We start from the raw sequence: 23213 nt of genomic DNA, 5'->3' as shown, positions 1-23213 counted from the left end.
AAGGATTGTGGCATGGCTGATGATGGTGTTCTGTGCCCTGTTGTTGAGCGCCTGTGCCAGCCAGGCACCGCTGCCAGCAGCCAATCCGACGCTGCCCCTGCCGCTGCAACTGCACATCGAACGCGAGCAGGCCGGGCAGCGTCAGGACTGGCTGCTGGTGATCCAGCGCGAAGGCGCCGGCACGCGCTGGTCGATGATGGATCCGCTGGGCATCCCCCAGGCTCGTCAGCGACTGATCGACGGGCATTGGCAGGCCGACGGTCTGCTGCCGCCCAACCCCGAGGCGCGGGAGTTGTTCGCCGCGCTGCTGTTCGCCCTGACCCCGTCCGCCGAACTGCTGCGCAACTATCCCGACGCCCGGCAACAACCCGATCAGCGTTCACTGCCGGCGCGCTGGCACGTCCGTTATTCACAACCGTTGAGCTTCGAAATGGGCCTGCCCCAAGGCCCGCACTATCGCGTTTCCCAGTTAGGTGAATCGACGCCATGACCGCTTACCTGAATGCCCTCGGCGTAATCTGCGCCCTGGGCCGCGACAAGTCTGAAGTCGCGCGCAATCTGTTCGCCGGCGACTGTTCGGGGATGCGCCGCGAGGCCGGCCGGGTTGTCGAGCGTGAGCTGCCAGTGGCCGCCGTGCACGGTGAATTGGCCGCGATTCCAGCCGAAATGATCGAGCACAGCAGTCGCAACAACCAACTGCTGCTGGAAGCCGCGCTGCAGATTCGTGACGACATCGATCGCGCGATCCAGACCTATGGCCGTGAACGCATCGGCGTCGTGCTCGGCACCAGCACGTCAGGCATCGACGAGGCGAGCCGGGGTCTGGCGCATTACATCCGCGAGCAACAGTTTCCTCGCGAGTACGACTATCGCCAGCAGGAACTTGGCGCTCCGGCGAATTTTCTCGCCGAGTGGCTGCAACTGAGCGGTCCGGCCTACGTGATTTCCACCGCCTGCACTTCCAGTGCCCGCGCGTTGATGAGTGCTCAGCGTCTGCTCGATCTGGGCCTGTGCGATGCGGTGCTGTGCGGCGGCGTCGACAGTCTGTGCAAGCTCACCCTGAACGGTTTTTCTTCGCTGGAAGCCGTTTCAGATGAACGCTGCAATCCTTTTTCGGCCAACCGCAACGGCATCAATATCGGCGAAGCAGCGGTGCTGTTCGTGATGAGCAAACAGCGCGGCGAAGGTCCGGGGATTGCCCTGCTCGGCGCAGGCGCCAGCTCGGATGCGCACCATATTTCCGCGCCAGAGCCGAGCGGTCGCGGCGCCCTGCAAGCGATGCAAAAAGCCCTGGGCCGCGCCGATCTGCAAGCCGCGCAAATCAACTACCTGAACCTGCACGGCACCGCCACTCAACACAACGACGCCATGGAAAGTCTGGCGGTCGCGGCGCTGTTTCCCAACGGCGTCGCCTGCTCGTCGACCAAGCCGCTGACCGGCCACACCCTCGGCGCGGCTGGTGCACTGGAAGCGGCGTTCTGCTGGCTGAGCCTGAGCGCCGACAACCCCGACCAAGCGTTGCCGCCGCACATCTGGGACGGCCAGGCCGATCCCGCGCTGCCGCCCCTGCAGTGGGTGACTGCGAGCGAGCGCCTGACGTCCATTGCACCGCGCTACCTGATGAGCAACTCGTTTGCCTTCGGCGGCAACAACGTCAGCCTGATAATCGGAGACGCCCCATGAGCCACTGGCCGCTCGCCGAACTGCTGCCGCACGCCGGCGACATGATTCTGATCGACGCCATCGAGCGCTTCGATGACGAGCAGATCTTCACCCGCCTGACGGTCAAGCCCGACGGCCTGTTCAACCTGCCCGACGGTAGCCTGCCGGCGTGGGTCGGCGTCGAGCTGATGGCGCAGAGCGTCGCCGCTTTCGCCGGTTGCCACGCGCGGCAAAAAGGCAATCCGGTGGAGCTGGGCTTTCTCCTCGGCACGCGCAAGTTCGAGTGCAACGTCGAAGCCTTTGCGCCGGGCAGCGAATTGACCATCCACGGCATTCGCTCACTTGAAGACGACAACGGCATGGGCGTGTTCGAATGCCATATCCATGGCGACGGCATTCATGCCAGCGCACGGCTGAACGTGTTCCGTCCGCCCGAAGCCAACCAATACCTGCAACAGACAAAGGAGTCGCACGATGACTGAATCCGTACTGGTCACCGGCTCCAGCCGTGGCATCGGCCGCGCCATTGCCTTGCGTCTGGCGCAAGCCGGGCATGACATCGTCCTGCATTGCCGCAACGGCATGACCGAAGCCCAAGCGGTGCAGGCCGAAATCGAAGCACTGGGTCGCCGTGCGCGCATTCTGCAATTCGATGTTGCCGACCGTGACACCTGCAGAAGCATTCTCGAAGCCGATGTCGACAACCACGGTGCCTATTACGGGGTAGTGCTCAACGCCGGGCTGACCCGCGACGGCGCGTTTCCGGCGCTGAGCGATGACGATTGGGACGTGGTCCTGCGCACCAATCTCGACGGCTTCTACAACGTTTTGCACCCGGTGATGATGCCGATGATCCGTCGCCGCGCCGCCGGGCGCATCGTCTGCATCACGTCGGTGTCGGGTCTGATCGGCAACCGTGGCCAGGTCAACTACAGCGCTTCGAAGGCCGGGGTGATCGGCGCGGCAAAGGCGTTGGCGATCGAGCTGGGCAAGCGCAAAATCACCGTTAACTGCGTCGCCCCGGGCCTGATCGACACGGCCATGCTCGACGAAAACGTACCGGTGGAAGAGCTGATGAAAATGATCCCCGCGCAGCGCATGGGCACCCCTGAAGAAGTGGCGGCTGCGGTGAATTTCCTGATGTCGGCGGAAGCCTCGTACATCACCCGCCAGGTCCTGGCCGTCAACGGAGGCCTGTGCTGATGAAGCGCGTCGTCGTCACCGGCATGGCCGGCATCACCTCGCTGGGCAGCGACTGGCAGACCATTGCCGGCAACTTCGCGGCCAACCGCAGCGGCATTCGCCGCATGGACGAGTGGGATCGCTTCACTGAACTCAACACGCGTCTGGCCGGCCCCATCGATGACTTTGTCGTGCCATCGCACTGGACCCGCAAACAATTGCGCAGCATGGGCCGGGTTTCCCGCCTGGCGGTCGCGGCGGCGGAAAAAGCCCTGGCCGACGCAGGCCTGCTCGGCGACGAATCGATCAAGGACGGGCGCATGGGCGTTGCCTGCGGCTCGTCCACCGGCAGCACTGACGAGATCAAGGCTTTCGGCAACATGCTGCTCAACTCGGTGGCCGAGGGGCTCAACGCCAACTCCTATGTGCGGATGATGCCGCACACCACCGCGGCCAATATCAGCATCTTCTTCGGCCTCACCGGACGCCTGATTCCGACCTCCAGCGCCTGCACCAGCGGCAGCCAGGGCATCGGTTACGCCTACGAGGCGATCAAGTTCGGCCGCTTGCCACTGATGCTCGCTGGCGGCGCCGAAGAGCTGTGCCCGACCGAAGCCATGGTCTTCGACGCGCTCTACGCCACCAGTCTGAAAAACGATGCACCACAGACCAGCCCACGCCCGTATGACAAGGGCCGTGACGGTCTGGTGATCGGTGAGGGTGGCGGCATGCTGGTGCTTGAGGAGCTTGAACACGCCCTCGCCCGTGGCGCGCATATCCACGCGGAAATTGTCGGTTTCGGCAGCAACGCCGATGGCCAGCACACTACCCGCCCGGAACAGGTCACGATGCGCCGCGCCATGGAACTGGCCCTGGAAGATGCCGGCCTCAGCCCGGATGCCATCGGTTATGTGAACGGCCACGGCACCGCGACCGAGCAGGGCGACATCGCCGAAACACTGGCCACCAGCAGCCTGTTCGGTGAGCACATGCCGATCAGCTCGCAGAAGAGTTTTCTCGGCCACACCCTCGGTGCCTGCGGTGCGCTGGAATCGTGGTTCAGCATCGAGATGCTCAACCGCGACCAGTACGTGCACACCTTCAACCTCGACGAGGTCGATCCGCACTGCGGCAAGCTCGATTACCTGCGCGGCGAATTCCGCCAGATGCATCACGACTACGTGATGAACAACAATTTCGCTTTCGGCGGCGTCAACACTTCGTTGATCTTCCGCCGCTGGGCATAACCGAATCAATCCAGGTCAAGGAGACCTTCATGCACTTCCACAAACTCGCCGCCGTCACTCTGTTGCTCTGCGCCTTGCCAGCGGTCAGCCAGGCCCGCGACACAGCGGTCTACCTGCCATTCGACAAAGCCGTCGCCGAGGCCACCCGCTCGGGCAAGATCGATGGCAGCGTGAAATTCTATCTGGCCGGCAACACCCCGGCCGGCAAAGTCACCGTCGTCAGCCCCGACGCCGTGACCAACAAGAAAACCAACGCCTTCAACAAATCTGACGAAGTCGCCTGCGAGTGGGTCGCCCAATCGGCAATCATCAGCCTGCATCAGGCCGCAAAAAATGCCGGCGCCAACGCCGTGACCAACATCGTCAGCTTCTACAAACGCAACGAGCGCAAGGACGCGCAAACCTACGAGTGCCACGCCGGCGCGATCATGGCGGGCGTTGCGTTGAAGGGTGATCTGGCGAAGGTTCAGTAAGCGCCAGAAATGACAAAGGGCGCCGTTTGGCGCCCTTTCACAGACAGGTCGGCTTGTCATCGCCGATTACCTGCCTGGCTCTGCGATGGCTGGTTACCCAGGATCCTCAGAGTCTCACAAGCCCCTTTCGGGAGCGCAGGCCGCTTCCGGCCTCTTCGCGAGCAGGCTCGCTCCCACAGGGAATAGGGCGTCATACGCAACTTCGGTTTTGACCCGAGATCAACTGTGGGAGCGAGCCTGCTCGCGAAAGCGCCAGCCGCCTTCACACCGTCAGTGGCTCAACCTTGTACGTAAGCAGTTCGACAAACGCCTTGGCCATCGGCGATTTCTGGTCCTTGCGCTGCACCAGCCATACCGCTGAAATTGCCTCGGGATCGAGCAGCGGGCGGTAGACCACGCCGTCGATGCGCATCCGCTGATAGGACGCCGGCAACACCGAAACTCCGAGCCCCGCCGCAACCAGACCGATGATGGTCATCGCCTCCCCCGCCTCTTGGGCAAAGTGCGGACTGAATCCGGCATCGCGGGCCAGACTGAGCAGTTGTGCATAGAGCCCGCTGCCATAGCTGCGCGGAAAGAACACGAAGGGCTCCAGCGCCAGCGCCGAGAGAAACAGGCCTTCGTCGCTTCCTTGGGCCAGTGGATGCTTGGAACTGAGCACCGCTACCAACGGCTCACGCATCAACTCAACCACACTCAATGAATCCGGCAAGCCCAGCGGACGCATGATGCCCACCTCGATCGATTGATCGACCAATGCATCGGCGACCATGGTGCTGCTCATCTCGCGCAGGTTCAGATGCACCGCCGGAAAGCGCTGACGGAAGGAAAAGATCGCCTGCGGAATGGTCGAGTTGAACGGCGCCGAAGAGGTGAAGCCAATCTTCAGCTCGCCAAGTTCGCCAAGCTGCGCGCGGCGAGCGACGTCCGCCGCCTTGTCGACCTGCGCCAGCACCAGCCGCGCCTCTTGCAGAAACAACCTGCCCGCCTCGCTCAACTCGACCCGACGATTGGTGCGCTCGAACAATCGCGCGCCGAGCTGTTGCTCCAGCGCCTGAATCTGCTGGCTCAGCGGTGGCTGGGAAATGCCCAGCACCTGCGCGGCGCGGCCGAAATGCAGCTCTTCGGCGACGGCAATGAAGTAACGCAGATGACGCAGTTCCATGGGGGCTCCAATAGGTCGTCAAAGCTATCAAACAGGTCGAACAATATATTGGATAGAAACATTAGCCAGCTATATGATTTTTTCATTGCCTGCCTGGCCGTGCCCTCCGAGGTCTGAAGTGAAAACTGCTGTCGCGCCCCTTGCCCACGAAGTCCCGCCCTCTGCCGGCGACGATACCCTCGCCGAGCTGCAGGAGATCTACATCGAAAAAGGCACGCCGGCGTTCATGCGCACGGTGCTGGCGCTGTTCTGTGGCGGCTTTGCGACGTTCGCCCTGCTCTATTGCGTGCAACCGATGATGCCGCTGCTTTCGCACGAATACGGAATTAATGCAGCGCAGAGCAGCCTGATCCTCTCGATGGCAACCGGCATGCTGGCCTTCGGCTTGCTGATCACCGGGCCGATTTCCGACCGCATCGGCCGTAAACCGGTGATGGTCGCGGCGCTGTTCGCTGCCGCGTTGTGCACCATCGCCAGTTCGATGATGCCGAGCTGGCACGGCGTGCTGATCATGCGCGCGTTGATCGGTCTGTCGTTGAGCGGTCTCGCCGCAGTGGCGATGACTTATCTGAGCGAGGAAATTCATCCACAGCACATCGGCCTGGCGATGGGTTTGTACATCGGCGGCAACGCGATCGGCGGGATGAGCGGGCGCTTGATCACTGGAGTTCTCATCGACTTCGTCAGTTGGCACACAGCGATGCTGGTGATAGGCGGCCTGGCGCTGATCGCGGCGGCGGTGTTCTGGAAGATCCTCCCGGAGTCGCGCAACTTCCGCGCCCGCTCGTTGCACCCGCGCAGCCTGCTCGATGGCTTCACCATGCACTTTCGCGACGCCGGGCTGCCGCTGCTGTTTCTTGAGGCGTTTGTGCTGATGGGCGCGTTCGTCACATTGTTCAACTATATCGGCTATCGCTTGCTGGCCGCGCCGTACAACCTGGATCAGGTATTTGTCGGTTTGCTCTCGGTGGTCTATCTGTCTGGGATCTACAGCTCAGCGAAGATCGGTTCGCTCGCGGACAAGCTGGGACGGCGCAAAGTGTTGTGGGCGACCATTGCGCTGATGTTTGCAGGGCTGGTGCTGACGATGTTCACGCCTCTGTTGCTGGTGATCATCGGCATGTTGGTGTTCACCTTCGGCTTCTTCGCCGCGCACTCGGTGGCGAGCAGCTGGATCGGCCGGCGCGCATTGACGGCCAAGGGACAGGCCTCGTCGCTGTATCTGTTCAGTTATTACGCCGGTTCGAGTATTGCCGGGACGGCGGGCGGGGTGTTCTGGCATCTGGGCGGGTGGAACGGGATCGGCTTGTTTATCGGTGCGTTGTTGCTGATCGCACTGCTGGTGGCACTGAAGCTGGCGAAGCTGCCGCCGTTGCAGGGTGTCAAAGCCTGACATAAAACCCCTGTAGGAGTGAGCCTGCTCGCGATAGCGGTGAGTCAGTCGCTGAATGTACTGGCTGACCCACCGCTATCGCGAGCAGGCTCACTCCTACAATTGATCTGTGTCCGACATTGAGTCGCGCAAACAAAAACGCCCGGCATTTAGCCGGGCGTTTTTTATTGTGGGCTGATCACTCGTGATACTGCGCCGACAATTCATGCACCGCACGCAGGAACGCACCCGCATGCTCTGGATCAACTTCCGGGGTGATGCCATGGCCAAGGTTGAACACGTGGCCGCTGCCCTTGCCGTAGCTGGCCAGGATGCGTCCGACTTCAGTGCGGATCGCTTCCGGTTTGGCGTAGAGCACGGTCGGGTCCATGTTGCCTTGCAGCGCGACCTTGTCGCCGACACGGGCGCGGGCGTTGCCGATGTCGCAGGTCCAGTCCAGGCCGAGGGCGTCAGCGCCGGCGTCGGCGATGCTTTCCAGCCACAGGCCGCCGTTCTTGGTGAAGAGGATCACCGGCACTTTGCGGCCGTCGTGCTCGCGGATCAGGCCGCTGACGATTTTCTTCATGTAGGCCAGCGAGAATTCCTGATACGCCGCTGCCGACAGGTTGCCGCCCCAGGTATCGAAGATCTGTACCGCTTGCGCGCCGGCCATGATCTGGCCGTTGAGGTACGAGGTCACCGACTGCGCCAGTTTGTCCAGCAGCAGGTGCATGGCCTGCGGGTTGTCGTAGAGCATCGCTTTGGTCTTGCGGAAGTCTTTCGACGAGCCGCCTTCGACCATGTAGGTCGCGAGAGTCCAAGGGCTGCCCGAGAAGCCGATCAGCGGTACCCGACCGTTGAGCTCACGGCGGATGGTGCTGACCGCGTCCATGACGTAGCCGAGATCTTTGTGCGGATCGGGGATTGGCAGGGCTTCGATGTCAGCGAGGGTGCTGACGACTTTCTTGAAGCGCGGGCCTTCACCCGTCTCGAAGTACAGGCCCTGGCCCATGGCATCTGGGATGGTGAGGATGTCGGAAAACAGGATCGCCGCGTCCAGTTGCGGGTAGCGGTCGAGCGGTTGCAGCGTGACTTCGCAGGCGAATTCCGGATTCATGCACAGGCTCATGAAGTCGCCGGCGTGAGCGCGGCTGGCGCGGTACTCCGGCAGGTAGCGACCGGCCTGGCGCATCATCCACACAGGGGTGACGTCAACGGGTTGCTTGAGCAGGGCGCGGAGGAAACGGTCGTTCTTCAGGGCAGTCATGTCGGCATCCGGAAAAAAAGTGCGGGCATTTTCTCAGAGCGCGAGGCAAAAGGCACGGATGTGGGTCAGCCTTTTGTCTATCGGGTCAATTTATTGCGTTGGAATGCTGATTTTTTGCAGCAACACAAAACAACTGTAGGAGTGAGCCTGCTCGCGATAGCGGAGTATCAGTCAATGCATCAGGTGACTGATCTACCGCCATCGCGAGCAGGCTCACTCCTACAAGGGATTGCGTTGTTTTTAGACACCCAGGTAATCGAGGATCCCTTCAGCGGCATTGCGCCCTTCGAAGATCGCCGTCACCACCAGGTCGGAGCCGCGCACCATGTCGCCACCGGCGAAGATTTTCGGGTTGCTGGTCTGGTGCTTGTACTGACCTTGCTCGGGCGCAACAACGCGGCCCTGGCTGTCGGTCTGGATTTCGAACTGTTCGAACCACGGTGCCGGGCTCGGGCGGAAGCCGAAAGCGATGACCACGGCGTCGGCCGGGATGATCTCTTCGGAACCCGGGATCGGCTCGGGGCTGCGACGGCCACGGGCGTCCGGCTCGCCGAGACGGGTCTCGACCACTTTCACGCCTTCAACCTTATCCTCACCGACGATAGCGATCGGCTGGCGGTTGTAGAGGAACTTCACGCCTTCTTCCTTGGCGTTCTTCACCTCTTTGCGCGAGCCGGGCATGTTCGCTTCGTCACGACGATAGGCACAGGTCACCGACTTGGCGCCCTGACGGATCGAGGTGCGGTTGCAGTCCATCGCCGTGTCGCCGCCGCCGAGCACTACAACCTTCTTGCCTTTCATGTCGACGAAATCTTCCGGCGACTTTTCAAAGCCCAGGTTGCGGTTGACGTTGGCGATGAGGAAATCCAGCGCGTCATAAACGCCCGGCAGATCCTCCCCGGCAAAACCGCCCTTCATGTAGGTGTAGGTGCCCATGCCCATGAACACCGCATCGTACTCAGCGAGCAGTTGTTCCATGGTCACGTCTTTGCCGACTTCGGTATTCAGACGGAACTCGATGCCCATGCCGGTGAAGACTTCGCGACGATTGCTCAGCACGGTCTTTTCCAGCTTGAACTCGGGAATGCCGAAGGTCAGCAAGCCGCCGATTTCCGGGTTCTTGTCGAACACCACCGGGGTCACACCGCCACGCACCAGCACGTCGGCACAACCCAGGCCCGCCGGGCCCGCACCGATGATCGCGACGCGCTTGCCGGTCGGCTTGACCTTGGACATGTCCGGGCGCCAGCCCATGGCGAACGCGGTGTCGGTGATGTACTTCTCGACCGAACCGATGGTCACCGCGCCGAAACCGTCGTTGAGGGTGCAGGCACCCTCGCACAGACGATCCTGCGGACACACCCGGCCGCAGACTTCCGGCAGGGTGTTGGTCTGGTGCGACAGCTCGGCGGCCTGGAGGATGTTGCCCTCGGCCACCAGTTTCAGCCAGTTGGGAATGAAGTTGTGCACCGGGCACTTCCATTCGCAATACGGGTTGCCGCAACCCAGGCAGCGGTGAGCCTGATCGGCCGACTGCTGGGGTTTGAACGGTTCGTAGATTTCGACGAACTCTTTCTTGCGTTGACGCAACAGTTTCTTCTTCGGATCCTTGCGCCCGACATCGATGAACTGGAAGTCGTTATTCAGACGTTCAGCCATTGTTAAAACCTCATCAAACTCTTCAGGCGCATATCACTGCGGGTTGGCACGAGTGCTGGAAAGCAGGGTTTTCAAGCTGGCAGCCTTGGGCTTGACCAACCAGAAACGCCGCAAGTAATCGTCGAGGTTCTCGGCGAGTTCACGACCCCACTCGCTGTCGGTCTCGGCGACGTACTCGTTCAGCACGTTCTGCAGGTGGCTGCGATAGGCTTCCATCGCCTCGCCGCTGATCCGCTGGATCTCCACCAGTTCGTGGTTGACCCGGTCAACGAAGGTGTTGTCCTGATCGAGCACGTAGGCGAAACCACCGGTCATGCCAGAGCCGAAGTTGTAACCGGTCTTGCCCAGCACGCAGACGAAACCACCGGTCATGTACTCGCAGCAGTGATCGCCAGTGCCTTCCACAACCGTGTGGGCACCGGAGTTACGCACGGCGAAACGCTCGCCTGCGGTGCCGGCGGCGAACAGCTTGCCGCCCGTGGCGCCGTACAGGCAGGTGTTGCCGATAATGGCGCTGTCCTGAGTCTTGTAGACGCTGCCCTTCGGCGGCACGATGACCAGCTTGCCGCCGGTCATGCCTTTGCCGACGTAGTCGTTGGCGTCGCCTTCCAGGTACATGTTCAGACCGCCGGCGTTCCACACACCGAAGCTCTGCCCGGCCGTGCCTTTGAAACGGAAGGTGATCGGCGCCTTGGCCATGCCCTGGTTGCCGTGCTTGCGCGCGATTTCGCCGGAGATCCGTGCACCGATCGAGCGGTCGCAGTTGCAGATATCCAGCTCGAACTCGGCACCGCTCATATCGCTGATCGCCGACGAGGCCAGCTCGACCATCTTCTCCGCCAGCAGGCCTTTGTCGAACGGCGGGTTGCGCTCAACGCCGCAGAACTGCGGTTTGTCCGCCGGGATGTGATCGCTGCCCAACAGCGGCGTCAGGTCCAGGTGATGTTGCTTGGCGGTCTGGCCTTCGAGGATTTCCAGCAGATCGGTGCGACCGATCAGCTCTTCGAGGGAGCGCACGCCAAGCTTGGCCAGCCACTCACGGGTTTCTTCGGCGACGTAGGTGAAGAAATTCACCACCATGTCGACGGTGCCGATGTAGTGATCCTTGCGCAGCTTTTCGTTCTGAGTGGCAACGCCGGTGGCGCAGTTGTTCAGGTGGCAGATGCGCAGGTATTTGCAGCCCAGCGCGATCATCGGCGCGGTGCCGAAGCCGAAGCTTTCGGCGCCGAGGATCGCGGCTTTGATCACGTCGAGGCCGGTTTTCAGACCGCCGTCGGTCTGCACCCGGACCTTGCCGCGCAGGTCGTTGCCGCGCAGGGTCTGGTGGGTTTCAGCCAGGCCCAGTTCCCACGGTGCTCCGGCGTACTTGATCGAGGTCAGCGGCGAAGCACCGGTACCGCCGTCGTAGCCGGAGATGGTGATCAAGTCCGCGTAGGCCTTGGCCACACCGGCGGCGATGGTGCCGACGCCCGCTTCAGCCACCAGCTTCACCGAAACCAGTGCCTGCGGGTTGACCTGCTTGAGGTCAAAGATCAGCTGCGACAAGTCTTCGATCGAATAGATGTCGTGGTGCGGCGGTGGGGAAATCAGGGTTACGCCCGGCACTGCATAACGCAGCTTGGCGATCAGCCCGTTCACTTTGCCGCCCGGCAGTTGCCCGCCCTCGCCCGGCTTGGCGCCCTGAGCAACCTTGATCTGCAGCACTTCGGCGTTGACCAGGTATTCCGGGGTTACGCCGAAACGGCCAGTGGCGACCTGCTTGATTTTCGAGCTCTTGATGGTGCCGTAACGCGCCGGGTCTTCACCACCTTCGCCGGAGTTGGAACGCGCGCCGAGGCGGTTCATGGCTTCGGCCAGGGCTTCGTGAGCTTCCGGCGACAGTGCGCCCAGCGAGATACCGGCGGAGTCGAAGCGCTTGAGCACCGATTCCAGCGGCTCGACTTCACTGATGTCCAGCGGCGTATCGCGGGTCTTGACCTTGAACAGGTCACGAATCATCGACACCGGACGGTTGTCCACCAGCGAGGTGTATTCCTTGAACTTGGCGTAGTCGCCCTGCTGCACGGCTGCTTGCAGGGTGTTGACCACGTCCGGGTTGTACGCGTGATATTCGCCACCGTGGACGAACTTCAGCAGACCGCCCTGCTGGATCGGCTTGCGCGGGCTCCAGGCTTCGACGGCGAGGGCTTTCTGCTCGGCTTCGATGTCGACGAAACGCGCGCCCTTGATGCGGCTCGGCACGCCACGGAAGCTCAGCTCGCAGACTTCTTCGGACAGGCCAATAGCCTCGAACAGCTGCGCACCACGGTACGAAGCGATGGTCGAAATACCCATCTTCGACAGGATCTTCAGCAGGCCTTTGGTGATGCCCTTGCGGTAGTTCTTGAACACCTCGTAGAGGTCGCCCAGTACTTCACCGGTACGGATCAGGTCACCCAGCACTTCGTAGGCCAGGAACGGATAGACAGCCGAGGCACCGAAACCGATCAGCACGGCGAAGTGATGCGGGTCACGGGCGGTGGCGGTTTCCACGAGGATGTTGGAATCGCAACGCAAGCCTTTTTCGGTCAGACGGTGGTGCACTGCACCGGTCGCCAGCGAGGCGTGGATCGGCAGTTTGCCCGGAGCGATATGGCGGTCACTCAGGACGATCTGGGTACGCCCGGCGCGCACGGCCTCTTCAGCCTGATCGGCAACGTTGCGGATCGCCGCTTCGAGGCCAACGCTTTCGTCGTAGTTGAGGTCGATGATCGCCCGTTCGAAACCCGGACGGTCGAGGTTCATCAGCGAGCGCCACTTGGCCGGAGAGATCACTGGCGAGCTGAGGATCACGCGCGAGGCGTGTTCCGGCGACTCCTGGAAAATGTTGCGCTCGGCGCCGAGGCAGATTTCCAGCGACATCACGATCGCTTCGCGCAGCGGGTCGATCGGCGGGTTGGTCACCTGCGCGAACTGCTGACGGAAATAGTCGTACGGCGTGCGCACACGCTGGGACAGCACGGCCATCGGCGTGTCGTCGCCCATCGAGCCCACGGCTTCGTAACCTTGCTCGCCGAGCGGACGCAGCACCTGATCACGCTCTTCGAACGTGACCTGATACATCTTCATGTATTGCTTGAGCTGATCGACGTCGTAGAAAGCCGAACCGTGGTCGTTGTCTTCCATGGTCGCCTGAATGCGCAGGGCATTCTTGCGCAACCATTGCTTGTACGGATGACGGGATTTCAGACGGTTGTCGATCGCATCGGTGTCGAGGATCTGCCCGGTTTCGGTGTCCACGGCGAAGATCTGACCCGGCCCGACGCGGCCCTTGGCGAGCACGTCTTCAGGCTGGTAGTTCCACACGCCGATTTCCGACGCCAATGTGATGAAACCGTTCTTGGTGGTGACCCAGCGCGCCGGACGCAGACCGTTACGGTCGAGCAGGCACACCGCGTAGCGACCATCGGTCATGACCACGCCGGCCGGGCCGTCCCACGGCTCCATGTGCATCGAGTTGTACTCGTAGAACGCACGCAGATCCGGGTCCATGGTTTCGACGTTCTGCCACGCTGGCGGAATGATCATCCGCACGCCACGGAACAGGTCGATGCCACCGGTGACCATCAGTTCGAGCATGTTGTCCATGCTCGACGAGTCGGAACCGACACGGTTGACCAGCGGGCCGAGCTCTTCCAGATCCATCAGATCATTGGTGAACTTGGTCCGACGGGCCTGCGCCCAATTACGGTTACCGGTGATGGTGTTGATTTCGCCGTTGTGGGCGAGGAAGCGGAACGGCTGCGCCAGCGGCCATTTCGGCAGGGTGTTGGTGGAGAAGCGCTGGTGGAACACGCAGATCGCGGTTTGCAGGCGCTCGTCACTCAGGTCCGGATAGAACGCCGCCAGGTCGGCCGGCATCATCAGGCCTTTATAGATGATGGTCTTGTGCGAAAAGCTGCAGATGTAGTGGTCGGTGTCAGCGGCGTTGGCCACCGACGAACGGCGACGGGCGCTGAACAGCTTCACGGCCATGTCCTGATCGCTCAGGCCTTCGCCGCCAATGTAGACCTGCTCGATCTGCGGCAGGCGCTCAAGGGCCAGGCGGCCAAGGACGCTGGTGTCGATCGGCACTTTGCGCCAGCCGATCAGTTGCAGGCCTTCTGCGAGGATCTCGCGGTTCATGTTCTCGCGAGCAGCTTCGGCCTTGGCCGGATCCTGATTGAAGAACACCATGCCCACTGCATATTGCTTGGGCATTTCGACGCCGAAGCTCTCCTGGGCAATGGCTCGCAGGAAGGCGTCGGGTTTCTGAATCAGCAGACCGCAACCGTCACCGGTCTTGCCGTCGGCATTAATCCCACCGCGGTGGGTCATGCAGGTCAGGGCCTCGATGGCCGTTTGCAAAAGGGTGTGACTGGGCTCGCCCTGCATATGAGCTATCAGGCCGAAACCGCAGTTATCCTTGAATTCATCTGGTTGGTACAGACCTGCTTTCATAGACACTTTCTCACCAGGCTGCCTCTATTCGAGGCAAATTTCTTTTCAATTCAACCACTTGCGTTCCGCGCCGAACGTACGCCGGCTTAGCGGGGGCAAAAGGGTGGTCATTGTACACAGCGACACAGAGGCTCACAAATTTGACGACGAACTGTCGCAAATTCATGTCGCATTTGTGAAAGGTTTAAAGCGATATGCTGTGCTAGTCAAAACTTTTTTAAATTCTGACCGCAACGACTCAAAAACTACTGTGACGCAGACACCACAAGGCACGCGACCTTTTCAGGAAGCGCGCACTCGTGGAGATTTTGAGGTGCCGGGAGAGGCGGCCTGGGTAAGGCCGCCGAATCTTCAGCGAGTTGTTGCCAGTTCCTGTTGGACGCTGGCGACAGTGCGAGGCCAAGGTTTACCAGCCTGAACCTTCGCTGGCAAGGCCTTGATGGCAGAAACGGCCGCATCACGATTGGCAAAGTTGCCGTAGGTGATCACGTAAAGCGGCTTGCCATTGAGGACTTTCTTGAAATAACGGTACTCGCCGCCCTGCTCCTTGACGAAGTTCTGCGCGGCGGTTTCCGAGCTGGTGCCGAGGATCTGCACCACGTAATTGCTGGTCGGCTGACCGGCGTACCAGCTGCCGCCGGCGGCCTTGGCCACGGTGACCGGCTTGTCGGCAGGCTTGGCCGGAGCCGGGGCCGGTTTCGCAGCTGGCGCTGGAGTGGCCGGAGCAGGCTTGGCCGTGGCGATCTGCGTCGGTGCCGGGGTTGGTGCCGGTTTGGCGGCAGGGGTCGGAACCGGTGTCGGCGCAGGACCGGCCGGAACGCCCGCAGGCGGTGCAGAGGTGGTCACGGTCGGCGGGGTATCGCTGGAGCCTTCCAGTGGCACGCCGTCATCGCCTTCGGTGATGCCACCGGCGGCTTCAGCGAGCGGGCCACGCATGACCGGCTGCGAGTTGCCGACCAGCGGCAGCGGCATCGGCTGGGTGTTGCCAGCGAACTCGACGGACGGGTTGGCGCCATTCGCGGCGCCCTGACCCAATGGCAGTTGCGCCTGTTCATTGGCCGGAGCACCGGTGGTCGGTGCCTTGCTGCGACCCGGCATCAGCCAGGCGGCGGCAACCGCGACCACAACGACGGCGGAAATCGCCAATACGTGTTTCTTCGGCATGTTGAACCCCATACTTGGACGCTTGACCGCAGAGCGGCTGGCAATCATGACTTCGATCAGTGCATCGCGAGCGACCTGGTTGATGTTGCCCGGCCAGCCCTCGGAGCTTTCGTGAATATCAGAGATCTGATCTGCGGTGAAAAGTTCGACACCCCGGCCCGCGCCTTCCAGCCGCTGGTCGAGATATTCGCGAGTCTCTTCTTCGGTGTACGGCTGCAATTCGATGACGTGGAAACGCTCTTCTTCGAGCTGCAAAGCTTCGAGCTGAGCGATCAGCGACGACTCGCCAAACAGGAATACATGCGGGCGACCTTCCGGTGTGCCGGCACCCAGCGCCATCAACGCTTCCAGCGCCGACTCGTCGAGCTGCTCAGCGTCGTCCACCAGCAGATAGACTTCCTGTCCGGTCAGACCCAGTTGCACCACCTGCTCGAGAATCGCGCCGACCTCGGCCTGGGCGACATCCAGCGCCTGCGCCACCTGGCGCAGCACGCCGGCCGCGTCGCCGGCGCCACGGGCGGAAACCACCACGCTTTGCACCGATTGTTTGTTGGTGCTGGCCACCAGCGCCTGCCGCAACAGGGTCTTGCCGCTGCCCTGCGGCCCGGTGACCACCAGCAGCAACTGGCTGTAACGCGCCAGGTGATGCAGTTGACCCAGCACCGGTTTGCGCTGGGCCGGAAAGAATTTGAAGCCCGGCACCCGTGGCGCGAACGGGTCGTGACTTAACTGGAAATGGCCGAGAAACGCCTCGTCGGCATGCAAACTAGTCATCGGAATCGTTTTAACCTTTAAGCTGAGCCAGGGCGCGGTAATCCGCTCCCAGCGTGGCCTGTAGAACCTCTTTCGGATAATCGTCGGTCACTACCGCTTCGCCCATCCGGCGCAGCAGCACCAGGCGCAGACGACCGTCGATCACTTTTTTATCAATTGCCATGTGTTGGAGAAAATCGGCTTCGGTCATTTCTGTCGGTGGAATGACCGGCAGACCTGCGCGCTGGAACAGACGAATGCCGCGGTCACGCTCCTGCTCGCTGATCCAGCCCAGGCGCGCGGACATTTCCAGCGCCATCACGGTACCTGCCGCCACCGCCTCGCCATGCAGCCAGACACCATAGCCCATGTGGGTTTCGATGGCGTGGCCGAAGGTGTGGCCGAGATTGAGGGTGGCGCGTACGCCGGTTTCCTTTTCATCGGCGCCGACCACCGCAGCCTTGGCCGCGCAGGAGCGCTCGATCGCATAGGTCAGCGCGGTCTGATCGAGCGCGCGCAGGGCGTCGACGTTGTCTTCCAGCCAAGTCAGGAATGGTTCGTCGCAGATCAGGCCGTACTTGATGACTTCCGCCAGCCCCGCCGACAGCTCGCGCTGCGGCAGGGTTTTCAGCGATGCGGTATCGATCAGCACCACGTTCGGCTGGTAGAACGCGCCGACCATGTTCTTGCCCAGCGGATGGTTGATGCCGGTCTTGCCGCCAACCGACGAATCGACCTGCGACAACAGTGTGGTAGGAATCTGGATGAAATCGACACCGCGCTGATAACAGGCGGCAGCGAAACCGGCCATGTCGCCGATCACCCCGCCGCCCAAGGCGATCACGGTGGTGCGGCGATCATGACGGGCGCTCAGCAGGCCATCGAAAATCAGTTGCAGGGTTTCCCAGTTCTTGAAGGCTTCGCCGTCGGGCAACACCACCGAGATTACCGAGAACTGCGACAGGCTGCGGCTCAGACGTTCGAGATAGAGCGGCGCGACGGTTTCGTTGGAGATGATTGCCACCTGCCGCCCGTGAATATGCGGCGCCAGCAGTTCCGGCTGATCCAACAGACCTTCGCCAATATGAATCGGGTAGCTGCGCTCGCCTAGATCGACCTTGAGTGTCTGCATGTGTCCCCACAGTGAAGATGGAAGCAGGCATCCTGCCCTGAAATTATTGGTGTTCTGCGGCCTGTAGCGATATGACGCCGCTCGCCCGGCATCCGCCACACCCTCGGCGGGCGCTGACAGGACGCCGAGGATAGCGCATTTCGGGCAACGCTTTAACGGGGTGGCAGCTGCGCGAGGCGGTCAAGAATGTCGAGCACCACCATGCGCGGTGGCCGCTCGTCGGTTTCCACCACCAGATCGGCGATTTCCCGATAAAGCGGGTCACGGATCTCGAGCAGGTCACGCAGGGTTTTCGCCGGATCAGCGGTGCGCAGCAGCGGCCGATTGCGATCGCGGGAGGTGCGGCCGACCTGCTGCTCGACGGAGGCGTGCAGATACACCACGCGCCCGCCTTCATGCAGGGCCTTGCGATTGGCATCACGCATCACCGCGCCGCCGCCGGTCGCCAGCACCACGCCATCGAACGCGCAGAGCTCGGCGATCATCGCCTGCTCGCGGTCACGAAAGCCAGGCTCGCCTTCCTTGTCGAAGATCCATGGGATATTGGCACCCGTGCGCAGCTCAATTTCCTTGTCGGAATCCTTGAACGGCAGGCGCAGCTCTTTGGCCAGTAATCGGCCGATGGTGCTTTTGCCAGCACCCATCGGTCCTACAAGTATCAAATTTCGCACAGAATCAACGACTCACAGCAATCGCCTGGTTATTCATGATACGCGGAGTGAGAAATACCAGCAGCTCGGATTTTTTCTCCGAAACCACATCACGCCGGAAAAGGCGGCCAAGATACGGCACATCGCCAAGAAATGGCACCTTATCTACAACCTTGCTCTGAGTATTTGAAAAAACACCGCCGATTACGATGGTCTCGCCGTCATTCACCAGCACTTTGGCGTTGACCTCGTTTTTCTTGATCGGCGGTACATCCTGCACTTTGTTCAGGTAGTCGGGCTCATCCTTGGTGACCTTGACCTCCATGATGATGCGGTTGTCAGGCGTGATCTGCGGAGTGACTTCCAGCGACAGCGAAGCCTCCTTGAACGACACCGAGGTCGCGCCACTGGAGCTGGCCTCCTGATACGGTATCTCGGTGCCTTTGAGGATCTTCGCGGTTTCCTTGTCCGAGGTGACCACCTTCGGCTGCGAGACGATCTCGCCGTTGCCGGTCTTTTCCATCGCCGTTAGTTCCAGGTCCAGCAACACGTTGTCGGTGATGAACGCGATACCGATCCCGGAGGTATTGTTGACCGTGCCCATGTCGACGAAGGGCGAGTTGGTGCTGGTGCTGCCCGGCGTACCGATGGTGCTCGATGAGCCGTTGACCCCGGAGGCGTTCCAGTTGCCCTTGTTCTGCACCGAGCCGCCCCAGCGTACGCCGAGGCTCTTGTCGTAATCGACGTTGGCCTCGACGATGCGCGCCTCGATCATCACCTGACGTACCGGAATATCCAGCTGCGCGACGATCCGCCGTAATTCGTCGAGGCGATCCTGGGTCTGGTAGGCAATGATGTTGTTGGTCCGCTCATCGACAGTGATCGAACCGCGCTCGTCGACCTTGGCCTCGGCACTGGTCACCGACTGGAACAGTTTGGCAATGTCCGCAGCCTTGGCGTAATTGACTTGCAGCAGCTCGCGACGCAATGGCGCCAGCTCGGCGATCTGCTTCTGCGACTCCAGTTCCTGGCGCTCGCGGGCGGCAATTTCATCGGCCGGCGCCACCAGTAGCACGTTGCCGATCTTGCGTTTATCCAGACCTTTGGTTTTCAACACCAGATCCAGTGCCTGATCCCACGGCACGTTCTGCAGGCGCAACGTGATGCCGCCCTGCACCGTGTCGCTTGCCACGAGGTTGAGGTTGGTGAAGTCCGCGATCAGTTGCAGCACCGAGCGTACGTCGATGTCCTGAAAATTCAGCGACAGCTTGTCGCCGACATAGGCCTGACGGTCGGCGTTGCGCTTTTGCAGATCGTCGACACTCATCGGGCGAACGCTCACCGTGAGCTTGTTATCAGTCTGGAAGGTCGAATAGTCGAAGGTGCCGCTGGGCTCGACACTGATCACGGTGCGATCGCCGGTGAGCGCTGCGTTGACGAACTGCACCGGTGTGGCGAAGTCTTTGACGTCGAGGCGCACGCGCAGTTTTTCCGGCAATTGCGTGCGAGCGAAGCTGAGGATGATCTTGCCGTCGTGCTCCTGGATATCCGGGGCGATGGTCGGGTCAGAGAGGTCGATGACCACGTTGCCCTCGCCTTCGGTGCCGCGCTGGAAATCAACGCCGCGAATCGACCGGCTGCGCGGCGCCGCGGATCTGGCGGGCGCCGAAGTCGCCGTCGCGGCACGTGGTGCAACGGCGGCCGGGCGCGGCGCGGTCGCGGAGGCGCCCTGACCAACCACCACGAACAGATTATTGCCTTCGACCCGCGTGCTGTATGGCGCCAATTGCGTCAGGCTGACAATCAGCCGCGTGCGATCCTTGGCTTCGGCCACCGTGGCCGTGCGCGCATTGCCGCTGCCCAGATCAAGATTTCTGTTGGCCAACTGGCTGGCCACCCCCGGCAGATCCAGTGCAATACGCGCGGGCGACTCGGTCGTGTAGCCCTTGGGCTGGGGTGGCGGGCCGTCGAACGACAGCTTCAGTTCGACGCGGTCACCCGGCAGCGCGGCAACATCCAGCGCTTTCAGGTTGGCCGCCATTACCATCGGTGACACCAGCGCTATCCATAGCGAAAAACCGAGGGTGGAGAAAATCCTGTTCATTGTTCGACTTCCACTATGAGTGCTCTTTCAAAGGAATGGTGCGCGGCCGCTCCAGCCAGGCGCCGGCGCCGTCGGGCACGATCTCGACGACATCGACCTGAGTGGCGCTGATGGCGACGATGCGGCCATCGTTGCGGCCCAGATAGTCGCCGACCTTCAGGCGATGCACCCCGCCCGCGCCGCGCAGCAGCGCAAACGATCCGGAGGCGTTGGCGATCGTGCCGACCATTTCGAACTGCTCGATATTGAACCCTTCAAGGTATTGCTTGACCCGGTTGGGGTCGGGTTTGACGTTGCGCGAGCCGTGCTTCTGCCCCGCCAGATCAACCCGTGCCTGCCGCGAAAACGGGCTGCGCAGATTGGCGGCGCTGTAAGTGAATGTGGGGTAAGACCGGAATGTCGGCGTTGGTTCAATCTTGCCCGCCGGGCGCAGGCGGACTTCGTTGAGGTAAGCGTCGAGGTCGCTGAAGTCATCGCCGCCACCGCAGCCGCCCAACGCCAGCGCCATGAGCAGAACGAGATAACGAATCGGGGTCATTTTTCCAGCCCCTTGTCGTTGTAGCGATACGTCTTGGCGAGGATGCTCATGCGCAGCTTCGGCCCGCCTTCGGGGTTGGCCGGCGCCAGTTCAAAATCGTGCAGGGTAACGATGCGTGGCAGTCCGGCGACGCCGCTGACGAACGTTGCCAGGTCGTGATAGGCGCCGGTCACGGTGATCTGGATCGGCAGCTCGATATAGAACGGCTGGGTCACTTCCGGCAGCAGTTTGATCTCTTCGAATTCCAGACCGCTGCTCAGACCGGTGCGAGTGATGTCTTCAAGCAAGCCCGGCACTTCGGTGTCGCTGGGCAGTTGCCGCAGCAGCACGCCGAAGGTGTTTTCCATTTCCTTCATCTGCTGGGTGTACAGCTCAAGATTTGCCGATAGCCGCGCCTTGCTGGCGAATTGCTCCTTGAGCGTGACTTCCTCCTCGCGCTTGAGGTCGAGCTGATTTTCCATATCGCTGATGAAAAAGTAATAGCCGAGCGCGAGGATCAACGCCATCACCAACGCACCGCACAAGGTTTTCACCGCCGGCGGCCAGGAACCCATGTTGCTGGTGTCGAGGTCGTTGAAATCGATGTTGCGCAGGCTTTCCAGCCATTCGGAGGCTTTCATTGCTCGTCCTCCAGAACCTTGGGCTGGGTCTGTCGAACGGTCAGCTGGAAGACGTTGGCCTGCTCGACCTGATCGGCACTGGTCGCCTTGACCTCATTCAGGCTCGGCGCGTCGAACCAGTCGGACGCGTCGAGATTGCGCATGAGCTCGGAAACCCGGTTGTTCGACTCCGCCGCGCCACTGATGGACAGGGTCTTGCCGGCCATTTTCACATCGGTGAAATACACACCGTCCGGCAACGTACGCGCCAGTTGATCGAATACCCGCCCACTGATCTGCCGGTTGCCCTGCAGGTCCTGGATGATGCGCATGCGCTCGACCAGTTGCTGGCGGCGCGCCTTGAGTTCGCTGATCTGCTTGATGCGTTCGTCGACCACGGCAATCTGTTTGCCGATGTAATCGTTGCGCGCCATCTGCCGCTCGATGGCCGCGCTGATGATCTGATCGGCAATCAGCACCGCACCGATCGAGCCGGCCAGCACGCCGATCAACACCAGCAGGAAGCGTTTGCGCCGTTCTTCGCGACGCTCCTCGCGCCAGGGGAGAAGATTGATCCGCGCCATCAGTCGAAACTCCTGAGCGCGAGCCCGCAGGCGATCATCAATGCGGGCGCATCACTGGCCAGCGCACCGGCGTTGACCTTGCTGCCCAGGGCCATGTCGGCAAACGGGTTGGCAACCTGGGTCGGCGTGTTCAAGCGCTGTTCGATCAGGCGATCCAGCCCGGGCACAGAGGCCGTGCCGCCGGCCAGCAGGATATGGTCGACGGCGTTGTACTGGCCAGAGGCGAAGAAGAACTGCAGCGAACGCGAAACCTGCTGCACCAGTGCCTCGCGAAATGGCTGCAGGACTTCGGTCACGTAATCGTCAGGCAGGCCGCCCTGCTTTTTCGCCAGGCCCGCCTGCTCGACAGTGAGGCCATAGCGGCGCTGGATCTCTTCGGTGAGCTGGCGCCCGCCAAAGAGTTGCTCGCGGGTATAGATGATCTTGCCGTTATGCAGGACGCTGAGGGTGGTCATCGTCGCGCCGATGTCGACCACCGCCACGGTCAGGCGCTCCTGGGAAGCAGCCAGATGCGTCGCCAGCAGCCCGAACGAGCGCTCCAGCGCGTAGGCCTCGACATCCACCACCCGTGCAGTCAGGCCGGCGAGCGCCAGCGCCGCCTCGCGCACCTCGACGTTTTCCTTGCGACAGGCGGCGAGCAGCACGTTGACCCGTTCCGGGTTGCGCGGCGAGACGCCCTGGACTTCGAAGTCGATGGCGACCTCGTCCAGCGGATAGGGAATGTATTGATCGGCCTCGATCTTGAGCTGGTTTTCCAGTTCATCGTCGGAGAGCCCGGCGTCCATTTCGATGACCTTGGTGATCACCGCCGAACCGGCCACCGCCACCGCCACGCTCTTGCACCCGGTGCGTGCCTTGACCAGCAACCGGCTGAGCGCCTGGCCGACACCCTCCAGTTCGGCGATGTTCTTTTCGACCACGGCGTTGGCCGGCAACGGCTCTACCGCGTAGGCCTCGACCCGGTAGCGCTCGCCCTGACGACTCAGTTCCAGCAGCTTCACCGACGTGGAGCTGATGTCGATCCCCAGTAACGCATTGGTCTTTTTATTGAAGAGTCCCAGCACTACCAATTCCCTATGACTTTCCGTGAGTTACGGACTCTGTAATACGCATTGCGTTCCTTCACCCCCGTCTTGACAGAAGCGCCAATGACGCCCCCGACGGAAAAGTGCTTATAATGCCC

Annotated in this window: 19 protein-coding genes; 7 read left to right on the top strand and 12 right to left on the bottom strand. The window is 61.7% G+C overall.

Translation table 11 applies throughout. The features are described from left to right. Positions 1 to 19 precede the first annotated feature (19 nt). From BLU71_RS24100 to BLU71_RS24075, 6 genes are read left to right on the top strand one after another with little or no spacing between them, the layout of a single operon-like run. On the top strand, positions 20 to 490 hold the full coding sequence (locus BLU71_RS24100) for a hypothetical protein (protein WP_419198343.1): 471 nt from the start codon (positions 20 to 22) through the stop codon (positions 488 to 490). Next, on the top strand, positions 487 to 1683 hold the full coding sequence (locus BLU71_RS24095; protein ID WP_083354037.1) for a beta-ketoacyl-[acyl-carrier-protein] synthase family protein: 1197 nt from the start codon (positions 487 to 489) through the stop codon (positions 1681 to 1683). The genes BLU71_RS24100 and BLU71_RS24095 overlap by 4 nt, the downstream gene beginning before the upstream one ends. Then, the gene (locus tag BLU71_RS24090; RefSeq protein WP_065615448.1) at positions 1680 to 2144 is read left to right on the top strand and encodes a hotdog family protein; all 465 of its coding nucleotides are present in this window, start codon (positions 1680 to 1682) and stop codon (positions 2142 to 2144) included. Before BLU71_RS24095 ends, BLU71_RS24090 begins: the two co-directional genes overlap by 4 nt. After that, complete coding sequence (gene fabG / locus BLU71_RS24085; protein ID WP_042608704.1) at positions 2137 to 2865, top strand: 3-oxoacyl-ACP reductase FabG; 729 nt, start codon at positions 2137 to 2139, stop codon at positions 2863 to 2865. Before BLU71_RS24090 ends, fabG begins: the two co-directional genes overlap by 8 nt. Further along, entirely contained in the window at positions 2865 to 4091 is a 1227-nt protein-coding gene (locus BLU71_RS24080; protein ID WP_083354036.1) for a beta-ketoacyl-ACP synthase, read from the top strand. The genes fabG and BLU71_RS24080 overlap by 1 nt, the downstream gene beginning before the upstream one ends. Positions 4092 to 4120: 29 nt before the next feature. Further along, complete coding sequence (locus tag BLU71_RS24075) at positions 4121 to 4564, top strand: hypothetical protein (RefSeq protein ID WP_064363258.1); 444 nt, start codon at positions 4121 to 4123, stop codon at positions 4562 to 4564. Positions 4565 to 4826: 262 nt separating this feature from the next. Here BLU71_RS24075 and BLU71_RS24070 read toward each other — a convergent pair whose 3' ends face one another. Further along, positions 4827 to 5729, bottom strand: coding sequence for a LysR family transcriptional regulator (locus BLU71_RS24070; protein WP_042608701.1), 903 nt, complete (start codon positions 5727 to 5729; stop codon positions 4827 to 4829). 118 nt (positions 5730 to 5847) lie between these two features. Here BLU71_RS24070 and BLU71_RS24065 point away from each other — a divergent pair, with 118 nt between their 5' ends. After that, the gene (locus BLU71_RS24065; RefSeq protein ID WP_083354035.1) at positions 5848 to 7122 is read left to right on the top strand and encodes an MFS transporter; all 1275 of its coding nucleotides are present in this window, start codon (positions 5848 to 5850) and stop codon (positions 7120 to 7122) included. Between the two features lie 178 nt (positions 7123 to 7300). Here the strand turns inward: BLU71_RS24065 and hemE are convergent, their stop codons facing one another. From hemE to BLU71_RS24005, 11 genes are all read right to left on the bottom strand, one after another. Then, complete coding sequence (hemE, locus tag BLU71_RS24060) at positions 7301 to 8368, bottom strand: uroporphyrinogen decarboxylase (protein ID WP_025110257.1); 1068 nt, start codon at positions 8366 to 8368, stop codon at positions 7301 to 7303. A 240-nt stretch (positions 8369 to 8608) separates the two neighbouring features. Continuing rightward, complete coding sequence (locus tag BLU71_RS24055) at positions 8609 to 10027, bottom strand: FAD-dependent oxidoreductase (RefSeq protein WP_007909438.1); 1419 nt, start codon at positions 10025 to 10027, stop codon at positions 8609 to 8611. A gap of 33 nt (positions 10028 to 10060) precedes the next feature. Then, on the bottom strand, positions 10061 to 14506 hold the full coding sequence (gltB, locus tag BLU71_RS24050) for a glutamate synthase large subunit (protein WP_083354034.1): 4446 nt from the start codon (positions 14504 to 14506) through the stop codon (positions 10061 to 10063). Positions 14507 to 14857: 351 nt separating this feature from the next. Beyond that, on the bottom strand, positions 14858 to 16444 hold the full coding sequence (locus tag BLU71_RS24040) for an AAA family ATPase (RefSeq protein ID WP_039756683.1): 1587 nt from the start codon (positions 16442 to 16444) through the stop codon (positions 14858 to 14860). Positions 16445 to 16454: 10 nt separating this feature from the next. Then, a complete protein-coding gene (gene aroB, locus BLU71_RS24035) occupies positions 16455 to 17555 on the bottom strand; it encodes a 3-dehydroquinate synthase (protein ID WP_083354033.1) in 1101 nt (366 codons plus the stop codon). Between the two features lie 152 nt (positions 17556 to 17707). Continuing rightward, on the bottom strand, positions 17708 to 18226 hold the full coding sequence (gene aroK, locus BLU71_RS24030; RefSeq protein ID WP_024011270.1) for a shikimate kinase AroK: 519 nt from the start codon (positions 18224 to 18226) through the stop codon (positions 17708 to 17710). A 4-nt stretch (positions 18227 to 18230) separates the two neighbouring features. Next, on the bottom strand, positions 18231 to 20309 hold the full coding sequence (gene pilQ / locus BLU71_RS24025) for a type IV pilus secretin PilQ (RefSeq protein ID WP_083354032.1): 2079 nt from the start codon (positions 20307 to 20309) through the stop codon (positions 18231 to 18233). Positions 20310 to 20322: 13 nt separating this feature from the next. Continuing rightward, positions 20323 to 20847: a pilus assembly protein PilP gene (locus BLU71_RS24020; protein WP_039756678.1), complete on the bottom strand. Its 525-nt coding sequence runs from the start codon at positions 20845 to 20847 to the stop codon at positions 20323 to 20325. Beyond that, a complete protein-coding gene (pilO, locus tag BLU71_RS24015; RefSeq protein WP_083354031.1) occupies positions 20844 to 21467 on the bottom strand; it encodes a type 4a pilus biogenesis protein PilO in 624 nt (207 codons plus the stop codon). Before pilO ends, BLU71_RS24020 begins: the two co-directional genes overlap by 4 nt. Further along, positions 21464 to 22030 carry a PilN domain-containing protein gene (locus BLU71_RS24010; RefSeq protein WP_042608694.1) on the bottom strand — a complete coding sequence of 189 codons (567 nt, stop codon included), beginning with the start codon at positions 22028 to 22030 and terminating at the stop codon, positions 21464 to 21466. Before BLU71_RS24010 ends, pilO begins: the two co-directional genes overlap by 4 nt. Beyond that, the gene (locus tag BLU71_RS24005; RefSeq protein ID WP_042608693.1) at positions 22030 to 23094 is read right to left on the bottom strand and encodes a pilus assembly protein PilM; all 1065 of its coding nucleotides are present in this window, start codon (positions 23092 to 23094) and stop codon (positions 22030 to 22032) included. The genes BLU71_RS24010 and BLU71_RS24005 overlap by 1 nt, the downstream gene beginning before the upstream one ends. Positions 23095 to 23213: the final 119 nt, after the last annotated feature.

Source organism: Pseudomonas moraviensis (genome assembly GCF_900105805.1).
Taxonomy (GTDB): Bacteria; Pseudomonadota; Gammaproteobacteria; order Pseudomonadales; family Pseudomonadaceae; genus Aquipseudomonas; species Aquipseudomonas moraviensis_A.
Note: the sequence above shows the minus strand (reverse complement) of the source record. Positions and strands in the feature narration are given on the sequence as shown.